Source organism: Paenibacillus sp. CR_12 (assembly GCF_041953985.1).
Taxonomy (GTDB): domain Bacteria; phylum Bacillota; class Bacilli; order Paenibacillales; family Paenibacillaceae; genus Paenibacillus_AQ; species Paenibacillus_AQ lautus_A.
On the sequence record NZ_JAVFHO010000003.1, the window covers coordinates 363,775 to 376,501 of the forward strand.

Annotated in this window: 8 protein-coding genes; 3 read left to right on the top strand and 5 right to left on the bottom strand. The window is 53.1% G+C overall.

Features of this window, described 5'->3' with window-relative positions:
* Positions 1–21: 21 nt before the first annotated feature.
* Positions 22–657, bottom strand: a complete 636-nt coding sequence (locus RB297_RS13895) for an SGNH/GDSL hydrolase family protein (RefSeq protein WP_009589707.1) — start codon at positions 655–657, stop codon at positions 22–24.
* 209 nt (positions 658–866) lie between these two features.
* Complete coding sequence (locus tag RB297_RS13900) at positions 867–2,609, bottom strand: ABC transporter ATP-binding protein (RefSeq protein WP_213580438.1); 1,743 nt, start codon at positions 2,607–2,609, stop codon at positions 867–869.
* 145 nt (positions 2,610–2,754) lie between these two features.
* Here RB297_RS13900 and RB297_RS13905 point away from each other — a divergent pair, with 145 nt between their 5' ends.
* The 3 genes from RB297_RS13905 (at position 2,755) to RB297_RS13915 (ending at position 7,618) form a co-directional block, all read left to right on the top strand.
* Positions 2,755–4,197 carry an ABC transporter permease gene (locus tag RB297_RS13905; protein ID WP_012819360.1) on the top strand — a complete coding sequence of 481 codons (1,443 nt, stop codon included), beginning with the start codon at positions 2,755–2,757 and terminating at the stop codon, positions 4,195–4,197.
* Positions 4,198–4,210: 13 nt separating this feature from the next.
* The gene (locus RB297_RS13910; protein ID WP_375120727.1) at positions 4,211–5,719 is read left to right on the top strand and encodes an ABC transporter permease; all 1,509 of its coding nucleotides are present in this window, start codon (positions 4,211–4,213) and stop codon (positions 5,717–5,719) included.
* A gap of 78 nt (positions 5,720–5,797) precedes the next feature.
* Complete coding sequence (locus RB297_RS13915; protein ID WP_375120728.1) at positions 5,798–7,618, top strand: ABC transporter substrate-binding protein; 1,821 nt, start codon at positions 5,798–5,800, stop codon at positions 7,616–7,618.
* 450 nt (positions 7,619–8,068) lie between these two features.
* On the opposite strand, the gene RB297_RS13920 is transcribed toward RB297_RS13915, so the two are convergent.
* The 3 genes from RB297_RS13920 to RB297_RS13930 all read right to left on the bottom strand — a co-directional run bounded on the left by RB297_RS13920 (position 8,069) and on the right by RB297_RS13930 (position 12,691).
* Positions 8,069–8,611, bottom strand: a complete 543-nt coding sequence (locus tag RB297_RS13920) for an RBBP9/YdeN family alpha/beta hydrolase (RefSeq protein WP_192569495.1) — start codon at positions 8,609–8,611, stop codon at positions 8,069–8,071.
* Positions 8,612–8,958: 347 nt separating this feature from the next.
* Entirely contained in the window at positions 8,959–11,517 is a 2,559-nt protein-coding gene (locus tag RB297_RS13925; protein WP_213580435.1) for a glycoside hydrolase family 2 protein, read from the bottom strand.
* Positions 11,518–11,677: 160 nt separating this feature from the next.
* Positions 11,678–12,691: a glycosyl hydrolase gene (locus tag RB297_RS13930; RefSeq protein ID WP_375120729.1), complete on the bottom strand. Its 1,014-nt coding sequence runs from the start codon at positions 12,689–12,691 to the stop codon at positions 11,678–11,680.
* Between the last annotated feature and the right edge of the window lie 36 nt (positions 12,692–12,727).

The window sequence follows — 12,727 nt, forward strand, 5'->3', positions numbered from 1 at the left end:
TCTAAGACCAACCGTTAAGCGTTACCCTAGAGAAACGCCCATCGTTTCGAGCCATGCCTTCGCGATCAGGCCGTGTCCGGCCGGTGACGGATGCACGCCGTCCGGCGCCCAGAAGGCAGCTTCGCGTCGCACCGACGCCGCAGCGAACAATCCGTCCAGCGGCACCAGGAGGGCTCCGTATTCCACTGCCAATTCGCGGACCGCCGTGATTTTCGGATCCAGATCCTCGCGCCAGGCTCTCCGATCCTCCGGATGAGGCAGCACGAACGGTTCGACCAGAATCAGCTTGGCGTCCAGCGCTTCTTTCGTCCGTTCGATCAATTTGCGGTACCCGGCTTTATAATCCTCGGTGCTTGTCGGGTCCCCGCTATCATATCGGCGCCAAGTGTCGTTGATTCCGATATAGATGGATACCCAGTCCGGCTTCAGGTCCAGGCAATCCTCCTGCCATCTGTTATTCAAGTCGACGACCCGGTTTCCGCTGATCCCTCTATTCAAAAAGGTAACGTTCAACTCAGGAAATTTCATGCCGAACAACGAGTCGATCAATAGCGGGTAGCCGTTCCCCAAGCTGCCGGAAAAGTTGCGGTCGCGACCGCAATCCGTAATGCTGTCCCCTTGAAATAATACGACATCCCCTTGCTGCAAACGATTCATTCCACTTCCTCCTCATCGGTATGTTGCTATTGTGCGTACACTTGGAAATTCGTAGGCTCATGTATCGTGAGAACGCTTCCTAACATTTAAATATTTGCCGTGCAGGGCTCAATTCCTTTTTATGAGCAGTGCAAATCGCCGATTCGGATCGATTTTTTTTGATTAAAAAAACCTGCCCCGACTCCGTCGGGACAGGTTCTATTATTCGATTAGGCTCCGGTCGGCATGGCCACCCAGTGGCCTTCCGATACTTCCACAAGCTCGGAATGCTCCAGATTATATTTATCCTCTCCGGTGCGTTCTTCCAGCAGGACCCGTTTCTTCTTGGATTCGATCTTCGGATCGGGCACCGGAATCGCCGCGAGCAAGGACTTCGTATAATCATGCTGCGGATTGGAGTAGAGCTCCTCGCTTTCCGCGAGTTCGACGATCTTGCCCATATACATAACGGCAACGCGGTCGCTGATATGCTTCACCATCGACAGGTCGTGCGCAATGAACAGATAGGTCAAGCCCAGACGGTGCTGCAGCTCCTCCAGCAGCTTCACGATCTGCGATTGGATCGACACGTCGAGCGCGGAGAGCGGCTCATCGCACACGATGAATTTCGGCTCTACCGCCAGCGCCCGCGCAATCCCGATCCGTTGGCGCTGGCCGCCGGAGAACTCGTGCGGGTAGCGCGTCGCATAAGCCGGATCCAGTCCGACCATATCCAGCAGCTCCTCGACCCGCTTCTTCCGCTCCTGCTTGCTGCCGGTTAACTTATGGACATCCAGCGCTTCGCCGATAATGTCCACGACCTTCAATCTGGGATTCAGCGAAGCATACGGATCCTGGAAGATCATCTGCATATGGCGCCGCATGGCCTTCATTTCCGAAGGGGAGAGGCGATTCACGGACATCCCCTGATACAGCACTTCTCCGCCCGTCGGCTGATGAAGTCGAAGGATGGCTCGTCCCGTCGTTGATTTTCCGCTGCCGGATTCGCCGACGACCCCGAGGGTCTCCCCCGCCTGAATATGAAAGCTGATATCATTCACCGCTTTAAGCACATTCCCTTTGCCCATATCAAAATACTGCTTCAGGGATTTCACCTCTAACAGCGGTCCTTTGTAATCCGTGCTTGGCACGATGATCGGCGCCGGCTTCGCTTTCTTCTTCTCGTCGAGGCGCGGTAGCGCGTTTAACAGCTTCAAGGTATAGGGATGCTGAGGATTCTCGAAGATCTCCTCCGTCGTTCCCGTCTCCACGATCACGCCGTCTTTCATCACGGCCACGCGGTCGCACATGCCCGCCACAACGCCGAGATCGTGCGTGATCAATATAATGGAGGAACCGAAGCGCTCCTGCATATTTTTCATCAGATTGAGGATTTGGGCCTGAATCGTTACGTCAAGCGCCGTCGTCGGCTCGTCCGCAATCAGCAGCGCAGGTCGGCACGCCAGGGCGATGGCGATCATCACCCGCTGCCGCATGCCGCCCGAGAACTCGTGCGGGTATTGATTATACCGCGCTTCGCTGTTCGGGATGCCGACCAGCTTGAGCATGTCAAGCGCCTGCTGCTTCGCTTCCTGCTTGGACAGCTTCTGGTGTTTGACCAGACTTTCCGATATTTGTTCCCCGATGCGGATGGTCGGGTTCAACGAGGTCATCGGGTCTTGAAAAATCATCCCGATATCGCGTCCCCGGATGCTCTCCATCTCCTTCTCGGTTTTCTCGGCCAGGTTCTGGCCAAGGAACAGGATCTCTCCATCCTTCATATAAGAAGGCGGGGAAGGCAGCAGCCGCATGATCGAGCGTGCCGTGACGCTTTTGCCGCTCCCGGATTCTCCGACGATACCGAGAGTCTCCCCTTTCCTCACTTCAAAGCTGACCCCACGCACCGCGTGAAATTCTGAATCACGGGATTGAAAGGCCACGCTCAAATTTTTAACCTGCAATATCGGTTCCAACTCTGCTCACCTGCCATTATGCTTATGTCATTAAAGTAATATACTCTACAACTCTTATAATCTATTGACTTTTAAAATAGGCTAAAATAAAATATACTATATCACTCGGAATAATGCAATTTGAAACAAGGAGGAAAGGCACCTTATGGGGGGGACAGAAGCAGCAAGACCAAACAGACTCATAAGTTCGATAAGCAGCACATACAGTAAGATCCTTCTGAATCCTTCTTATAGATACTTACTATTATTATTGGGAGCGCCCGTGAATCTCGTGGTCTTCCTATTTTATTTGGTCCAGCGAAAGAAGGATGACTACGCGGCGGCTGAGAACCGCATACGCAGCGAGATGCTGGCCGCCGGATATCTGGAGGCCCTTCGCTCCGAGATGATGGAGCAGCAGAAACGCAAGCATGAGTTTTTCAAGCAAAAAATCAGCGAGGCTCAGCTCCGGCAGGAAGTCGATAAGATCGCAGAGGCAAGGTTCCGTGAAGTCCTCAAGGATCGGACCGCCAAGGACCTGAAGCTGAACAATCGCAAACGGCTGACTCTGGCCGATACGTTCGGTTCTCTCATCGAGAACCCGTTGTTCTTCATTATATCACTTATTCCGGGCTTGCTGATGTACATCCTTATTTTTTTGTACAGCAATCCCTATCTGAAATATATTTTGGAGAGACTCGTGATGACGGTATTCGTTATCTTTGGCGTAGCGGTTCTCGTCTTTACGATTCTTCACTTGTCGCCGTTTAACCCCGCGGCCAACATATTGGGCGAGACGGCAACGCCGGAACAGATCGCGGCTTTCAACAAAATGCACGGACTCGATCAGGGCTATCTGACGCAGCTGTGGAACAACATTAAAGGCATCGCCTATTTCGATCTCGGCAAATCCTTCTCGGGCAACGAAGAGATTACCTCCAGCATCGCCAGAAAGTTTCCGATCACGCTGACGCTTACGGTCATTTCGTTGATCATCGCGATTGCGATCGCATTGCCGATCGGGATTATCTCGGCCACGAGACCGAATTCGTTCTTTGACTATACGTTTATGTTCATCGCGCTGATCGGGCTGTCCATTCCGAACTTCTGGCAGGGACTGATCTTCATCCTGAATTTCTCGATCAAGCTGCAGTGGCTGCCCGCCACCTTCAATCCGGAGAACTGGCTGTCCATGATCATGCCGGTGATCGTGCTCGGGACGGGACTTACCGCTTCGGTGGCCCGAATGACGCGCTCCTCCACGCTGGAAGTCATTAATGAAGATTATATGATCACAGCCAGAGCGAAGGGGCTGGGCAAGCGCACCATTCTGATGAAGCATGCTGTCCGCAATGCCATCATTCCGATCATTACCGTCATCGGGCTTCAGTTCGGCGGGATGCTCGGCGGTTCCGCCGTTACGGAGAAGGTATTCAACATCAGCGGTATCGGCAGCTACATCGTGGATAAACAATTTATCCCTGACATCCCGGCCATCATGGGCGGCGTGGTTTACACCGCCATCACCATATCGCTGGTGAACGTCATCATCGATATCTTGTACGCATTCTTCGATCCACGGATCAGGTCCAAGATGAAACAATACTAAAGCAGGTGTACTCATGATTAAGAAGCTTCTTTCCAAACCAGAAACCAAACACCAGCTGAAATCCTCACACGAGTACAGTCAAGCCAGCTTCACATGGGTTATCTCTCTGACCTTAACGGTGATCCTGCTTCTGAACAGCTTTGATTTCACTGGGGGAACCATCAAACCGTGGGTGTTCACCGCCTTTGCGGCATATGCACTGTTTACGATCATACAGATCATCATTACGCTGCTGATCCGAAGGGATCTTCAAAGGGACGGAGAAATCCGGCGCTCGACCAGGATCCTGGGTTACGTTCAGCTGCTGAGCATCGTTACGGGGAATCTGTTTACCGTCACGTTCGGTTTCAATCTGATCAAAAAACAGAAGCCTCCAGAATATACGATTGCCGTTTACATGCTGCTAACCCAGCTGTTCGCCATCGCGATATCGGCGCTGAATCTGTTCAAGCCTTACGTCTCGAATACGTTCCTGCCGGCCATGGCCGTGCTTCTGGTTATAGCCGTCGTTCAGCTGATCGCGCTTATCCTCGTTGCCAGGTACGTAAAATCGAATTATGCGCATCCGGCATTGACCTGGCTTGCTTTTCCGATCATTCTGACTGCGGCAACGGGCAATATTTTTGCTCTGGTGCTCGGCATCAACCTGCTTGCGAAGATCCGCAAGAACGGCAATCCCGCGATGACCCGCTGGGGCGACGTATGGGTAAAGCTTACTGCCAATTCGACGGCCATGTCCGGACTGTTCTTCGTAATCTTCCTGTTCTGCCTGTCGGTGACCAGTCTGTTTACCTTCGATTACAGCATTGCGATCGATAACAACTACAGCGCCATCCTGCAGCCGCCAAGCCTGGCATACCCCTTCGGTACGGACAACTTCGGCCGGGATTTGTTCTCCCGGATCGTATTCGGGGCCCGCATCTCGCTGATCGTCGGATTCGCTTCTACGGCGATTCCGGTTGTCATCGGCGGCATTCTCGGTGCCGTCTCCGGCTACTATGGCCGCCATACCGACAACGTCATCATGCGATTGCTGGACGTGCTGTACGCCATTCCGGGCATCCTGCTCGCCATTGCGATCATTGCCGCATTCGGAGCCAATACCGTCAACCTCATTCTGGCGCTCAGCGTAGGAGCTATACCGACTTATGCAAGAACCATGAGGGCGAATGTGCTCCTGGTCTCCACCTTTGAGTACGTCGATGCGGCCAGAGCTTTCGGCTCGAGCAATTTTTCGATCATTTTCAAGCATATCGTTCCCAACTCGCTCGCGCCCATGATCGTCAAATCGACGTTAACCATTGGTGCAGCCGTCATCTCGACGAGCAGCTTGAGTTATCTGGGTCTCGGCGTCGAGCCGCATATCCCGGAATGGGGGAATATCCTGAAGATCGGAAGCACGTACCTTGAGACGCATTCCTACCTGGCGATTTATCCGGGTCTGGCCATCATCGCGCTTGTCCTGTCCTTCAACTTTCTGGGCGACGGACTGCGGGATGCGCTCGATCCGAAGCTGGATTAAGGCTTTTCGTGCCCTGGGCACACTAACGTTGGTTTCAAAAAATATTTTATATATATACAACTCAGGAGGGTATCACCAATGAAAAAGAGTTCCTTGCTGTTATTGTTCCTCTCGCTAGTCATCGTACTGGCCGGATGCAACGTAACAACCAAAGATGATGCACAGCAAAATCAGCAAGAACCAGCGGATACAGCCACAGACACATCCGCTGTTAATATTGAATTGCTTGGCATGAGCTCTAACGAATCCGATGTCAACATCATTCGCGACCAGCTCACCAAGAACGGCTTCAACGTGAAGCTGAATCTGCAGCCGGACTACGGCAGCTTCAAGGCACAGCAGGATGCCGGCAATTACGACATCGCGCTGTCCAGCTGGACAACCGTAACGGGTAACCCTGACTATGCCGTTCGTTCCCTGTTCAAAACCGGCGGCGACTACAGCATCATGTCCGACGAGGAAGTGGACAAGCTGATCGACCAAGCGGCCACGCAAACGCCGGAAGACGCCGCTCAGACTTACAAGCAGCTGGAACAACGTCTGGTAACGGACAAAGCTTACATTGCTCCATTGTACATCTCCCTGAAGAGCCAAGCGTTCAACAAGGATGTGCTGGACGAGAATTCCGTTCGTCTTTCGAAATCCCGTTCCCTGCCTTGGGAAGCCGTCGATTTCACAGACCAATCCAAGCGTGCGACGCAGCCGCTGATTCTGTCCCAATCGATCTCTGAACTGACTTCGCTTGACCCGATCAAGGGCAACGACGGTTCCATTAACATCATCAACACCAACATGAACGTACGTCTGATCAACCTGACCGACGATGACAAGATCACGTCCGAAGGCTCGCTGTCTTATAACCATGCCATCGGCGAAGGCAACTCGGAGTACTACTTCATTCTTAGAGACGACATTAACTTTGCAAAAATCACGAACAAAAAAGCTGAAGATTCCGGCGAACGCGTAGGCGCGGACGATGTCATCTTCTCCATGAACAGAGCGAAAGACAAAAATTCGGTGCCTGATCATCGTACCTACACGCTTCACGAGCACATCAACACCGTTGAAGCCGTAACCGATCTGAGCGTACTGGAAAACACCAAGGTTTCCGGCGGCAGCGAAAGCGTCAAGGAAGCGCTGGAAGCCGGTTTGGATACCAAGATCGCTTCTCTCGTCGACGACAAGAATCAAGCAAGCACGAAAGACGGCAAATACCAAGTCGTCAAATTGACGACAACCGAGCCGTTCCCGCAAGTATTGAACTACCTGGCTCACCAATCGGCCGGTATCGTATCGAAGAAGCAAGTTGAATCCATCAACACGTATGACGTTGAGAAATTCGACGTGAACAAAGACATCCCTTACGGCGACCAAAACACCGTAACCGAAGGCGATAAATACAACAACACGCTGTATGCGAGCGGTCCGTATATCCTGTCTTCCAAGAATGACTATGAAGCCACCTTCTTCAAAAACCCTGGCTACATGAAGGGCACGGAGCACGAACCGAAAATCGAGCAAGTGAAAGTACGCTTTATCAAAGATGCGGACAGCACGCTCTCCGCACTGCGCAGCGGCGAAATCCACCTGTACTACGGCGTGCCGGAAACGAAATACGACGTAGTGAAAGGCGACGGCAAGCTGAAGCTGCAAACGATCGAAAGCAACGCCGTATCCTACTTGCTGTTCAACACGAAGAACCGCGATGTGGCAACAAGCGACGATCTGAGAAGAGCGGTGCTTTACTCGATCAACCAGGATGAAATCCTGGCCTACTACAACAACAACAAAATCAAAGCCTACTCCACCGTCAGCCCAATCGTCAAAACCGGCAACGAGCTGGTAGCCGATCCGGCGAAGGTGAAGGAATTCTTGAACGCATACAAAGCGAGCAAGTAAAAAAAGAGGACGACATTAGCGAAAAGCTGATGTCGTCTTTTTTTGATGCGAGGTTAATATGCGCCTTCTTGCTCCCCTCTTCTTAGCGTCACTATGGAGCCGCTCCTCCTTTTACATTGTGCCGGTTGTTTTTTGGCATCGCTCCGCATGCGGATGATACTTCCGATCTCTGTTGCCCCCAGATTTCCATGAATGAATGAACTAACGTAGAAATCCGGGGACAAAGGAGACCGCTTCGCTTCTCCAGCATCATTCCGCCTTCTCCGCTGAAGTCTTATCGGGACGGATATGCATCTCCACACTTATTCGAAGATGCTAAACAAATAAAAAGACGAACGATTAGCCGCGGCGCAGCTACTCTCGCCCGTTTTTTGGAGGTGGGAAGTGAAGGGGAAAAACACCCCTGTATTTACACATATACAGGGGTGTTAACAAGACTGAAGCCTTGGATTACAAGCGCTTGATATCATCCACAAGCTCGGGCAAGCCCTCGCGGAAGTAGTGATCGTCGCCCTCGTATGCCCGGGTGACGGCCTGGGGAAGCTGCTTCGCGTAGTGCTGAGCATGCGCGAACGGTACTACTGGATCGTGACGGCTGTGATATAGATATAGGTTCGGGAGATGCGGCAGCTTGGAAACAAATGAATCGGACAATGCATATTCTTCGTTTTGCCAATCGTCGTCTTTGCCCCAATAAGGGGCGGCGATCAAAAACAGTCCAGAGACGGTTAGCTGCCCGTCTTCTTCCGAGAGGTATTTCAACAGTATGGAACCGCCGAGGGAATGACCTACCAGCAGCACCTCCCCATCCAATGCCTTGATTTCATTGGCAATCTGCGCTTTCCACAGAGCGTAATCCGGATCCGGCATGCCGGGAGATAAGACATGATAAGCTTCACCGAGCCGTTCTTGTAAATGGGCGATCAAGCCGCTGCTTCCTTGGCGGATGCCTTGCGGGCCGGCACTATGAATGAACAAAACTTGTTTTTTCATGATCCGTCTCCTTCTCGATCTTTGCTAATGGGTATAAGCATGTCCAACAGGATGTGTACCAACCTAGAATAACCGATAGCAGCATGCCGGACTTCTTTTCGTTTGCTGACATCTGACCCCATCCGACCTGTATCAGAAACCCTTGGCATACCCTTTACCGCATAATAAAGGTTTATCAAGATCAAGGTGTCGAACCTCCCGGATCCCCGGCTTATGATGAAGCCGACAAAGAAATGGTTTGCCGTTTCAGTATCAAATTCTTGGCTCCATTAAAGACAAACAAAGCCGCCCCTGCACCGGAATCGGTTGTAGGGGCGGCTCTTTTTAGCGAATGATTACAGGATGAATTACACGGTCAGCACCATTGACGGATCGATGCAATCAGCCATGGACCGAACCTCGGCCCGGCCCGGCTTGCCTGGTACAAATGCCTGCCCTCCGTTATCTCGGCGGCTGAAGGATACGGTCACCGGGATGCCCGGAATCAGGTCGAAGAAGTTATCGCTGTAGAAGCCTTCCGCTTCGGCGGACAGCCATACGTGGCGGGCAAGCACGCTGCTCTCCAGCACAAACGCCGTGCCATCGCTTCCCTCGACTTCTTTTACGCTGATGGTCGGGCTATGCAGACGAAGATGCTTGTCATTCACGAAATAGAATGTTTTGCTATCAACCACGACTCCATCCTGAAGCCATTGCGCCAACAGTACGACCTCGGATGAATCATGCCCGCGGAGCAGCTCATCGGCCGCAGCCCGGAATACGACGAGCGACGCTTGCTCTTCCGCACGGATCGGCTGCTCGGATCCATAGAGCTCTTTTCCGTTAAAATCGAATAACTGAACCTTCAGCGTGCCCTGGACCGCTTCTGAAATATCGGATACGAGATGAACCCGAATCTCCTGTTCCTTGGATTCGACCGAGAGACTGACATCCCGGAAGCAGCGCTTGGCCGCGTACTGCAGCGCCTTCCATCTGCCGAGGTAATCCATGCCTGCCCACGAAGCGACCGGCCAGCAGTCGTTCATCTGCCAATACAGCGTGCCCATGCAATACGGCTTGTTGCGGCGGTGGGCTTCGATCGCCGTCTTCATCGCTTCGGCCTGCTGGATCTGGCTCATGTACAGGAAAGCCTCGAAATCCTTCGGCTCGTTATAATATTGATCCATGTAACTCTTGATCAAGCGGTTGCCGGCACCGTTCTTCTGATGAGCCAGCATGACCTTCGACTCCAGCTCCATATCGCGATCTTCCGCATATGTCCGCACCGTTTTCGGTTCCGGGAAGGACTGGAACCCGTATTCGCTCATAAATCGGCCGACGTAAACGTTGTAGTTGTCAAACGGCTCCGTGTTATGCCACACGCCCCAGTAATGAATATCCCCGCTCGTTGTGGAAGGATTGGCATGCTGCTCCTTGTCATGGCTGAGCGATACCAGCGGGGAGGAAGGCCAATACTCCGCTCCCGGAGCATAACCGGTTACGGCCTCAGGAAGAATTTCGTGGAATATCTTTTCGTAGTCGCTCCAGATCTTTTCGCGGAGCTCCTCGGTATAGTCCTGCTTCCAGCCCCAGCCGCCCTTCTCTTCATAGTGCGCCCAAGCGGAATCAATCTCGTTGTTGCCGCACCAGAGCACGATGCTCGGGTGATTCCGCAGACGGACCAGGTTCTCCTCCGCTTCCAGCCGAACGTTCTCCAGAAACGCCTCGTCGCCTGGATACATGCTGCAAGCAAACATGAAATCCTGCCATACCATGAGCCCGTATTCATCACACAGATCGTAAAAGACGTCTTCTTCATAAATACCGCCGCCCCATACGCGCAGCATATTCATGTTCGATTCCGCAGCGGACGCGATTTCATGGCGATAGCGTTCCGCCGTCACTTCCGTTATGAAGCTGTCGTTCGGAATATGGTTCGCTCCCTTGGCAAACACAGGCGTGCCGTTGAGCTCGATGTAAAAGGAAGTGCCGCGGCTATCCTGCTCCCGTACCAGCTTGACGCTGCGCAGGCCGGTTCGAACCTTTTTCTCCGCAACGGTCCGTTCCGCTTCCGCCAGCTCGGCATGGAACGAATAGAGATGGGCCTCGCCCAGGCCGCGGCACCACCACAGCTTCGGCTCGGCAAGTTCAAGGCTCAATTCAACCGAATGACGGCCTTCTTCCAGCCGAACATCCTGTTCCCATGTCTGGCCGCCCGCACTTACCCGAAGCACGCCTTGCCAAGCTTGCTCCGCTGCAATGGTGGCAACGGCCGTAACCCTGGCCATTTCTGCCGTAACCTCATCCTGGCGAATAAACAAATCATCCAGCCTGACTTCGGACCAAGCCTCGAGCCTGGCCTCCCGCCAGATCCCGCTGGTCACGAAACGCGGCCCCCAATCCCAGCCGTAGTGATAAGGCGCTTTTCGGGCAAAAATACTCACTTTCTGGTCGCCCATCCCGCCAACCTCGGACTGGTCATTCGAAGCAGGCAGCGGATATCCGAGCTTCTCAAGCTTCGGCAGATCCTCCTGGATAGGGGAACGGAAGCGGATCTTCATCACATTTCCCGAATCCTTGAGCTGTGATTTCACATCGATCCGCCATGAACGAAACATATTATCGGCGGAAAGCACCTTGGCCCCGTTCACGAACACGTCCGCGTAGGTATCCAATCCGTCGAATACGAGTTCGATGCGGGATTGTGCGCTCAGATTCGAATCCAAATCAAATGACGTCTCATATTCCCAATCCTTCTTATCGATCCACTGCAGGTCATGCTCATTCGTCCCGTAGAAGGGATCGGGGATGATGCCATTCTTCAGCAGGTCGGTATGAACGCAGCCCGGCACCTGGGCCGGAAGCCACTCGGATTCGTCGCAAGCCTTGAATTTCCATTGATTTAAAGTCATAACGTTAAAATTCATGATCGTCTCTCTCCATCTCTATATATTGATTTTGATGCGGTTCGGGTCATACCTCATACAGACGTGACTTTTTTCGCACTTCAGCTCGTTCTCCACGCTACGATCAGCTTCCCGGCGAGCGGCAGCGGCCTATAATTGGCATGCCTTACAGATCAAGCCGTCAGCCTTTCAGATCCGGAAGTTCATCCAGCGTGACCGTAAACGGATGATGATAGGTACGGATCAGCTGCAACTCATCCGTATACTCTTCTGAATACCTCCGGTTATTTCCTTCCCCTGTGAACACAAAGTTTCCATACCATGTGCAATTCCATGCCCACGGGCATCCGTCCTCCTGCATGAGATCGGGGTCGGGTATGACACCGTTCTCGGTCAGGGCAATGATTTTTGCCGCATCCGTATACGATGCAGCGGTGCGGAACCGCTCGGATTGCGAGCCGTAATCCCGGGCAGGCGGATAAATGTCCTCCCCGATGATATCGACGTAGGAATCGCCCGGATACCAATCCTTGTGCTGCCCGTTCCATACCCAGATCAGGTTGTTCAATTCGTGGTGATGCGTCATGCGCTCGTACATCAGCTTCCAAAGCGCGATGCAAGGCTCGGGGCCTTTGGCCCCCCACCAGAACCATCCGCCCGATGCCTCGTGAAGCGGTCTCCACAGCACCGGAATGCCGGCATCCTGCAGACGCTTGAGCTCGGCAGCGATCGCATCGATATCCCGGATGATAAGACCGTACTCCTCAGACGAAGGCTCCAACATCGCCCGTGCGATATCAAAGGTTGTCGCATTGGTATAAAAGCCTCGGCCCCAAGTCCGGTCCGGCGGCAAATCGATCAGATCCTTCGGGGCATTCCAATGCCAGCAAAAGGTGACGATCCCGCCGCGGTCCCACCACTTCATCGCCAGATCCGTATCTTGACGCTCGGCTCCGCGCTCCACCCGGGATGGGGAGTAATTCATGAAATCGAACCCGCCGACGGCCGGGTATTTTCCCGTGACCTCGCGGATCATCTCGAATTCCGGCGTTGACACAACCCCAATCTGCTGCCCGGTCAGCATCCGCTTGCCGTAAATGCTGCACAGATAACCCATTAACCGTTTCGCTTCATTCGAAGCGGCCGGATTGATCAAGTCCGGCCGGACCTCATAGCTGCTGCTTGCTTTTGTCATGCGATTCACTCCTATCCTGTAATTGCCGTATGGATG

Coding starts and splice junctions, on each gene's coding strand:
- RB297_RS13925 (WP_213580435.1), bottom strand. CDS start 11,517: ATGAATTTTAACGTTATGACTTTAAATCAATGGAAATTCAAGGCTTGC.
- RB297_RS13895 (WP_009589707.1), bottom strand. CDS start 657: ATGAATCGTTTGCAGCAAGGGGATGTCGTATTATTTCAAGGGGACAGC.
- RB297_RS13920 (WP_192569495.1), bottom strand. CDS start 8,611: ATGAAAAAACAAGTTTTGTTCATTCATAGTGCCGGCCCGCAAGGCATC.
- RB297_RS13915 (WP_375120728.1), top strand. CDS start 5,798: ATGAAAAAGAGTTCCTTGCTGTTATTGTTCCTCTCGCTAGTCATCGTA.
- RB297_RS13930 (WP_375120729.1), bottom strand. CDS start 12,691: ATGACAAAAGCAAGCAGCAGCTATGAGGTCCGGCCGGACTTGATCAAT.
- RB297_RS13910 (WP_375120727.1), top strand. CDS start 4,211: ATGATTAAGAAGCTTCTTTCCAAACCAGAAACCAAACACCAGCTGAAA.
- RB297_RS13905 (WP_012819360.1), top strand. CDS start 2,755: ATGGGGGGGACAGAAGCAGCAAGACCAAACAGACTCATAAGTTCGATA.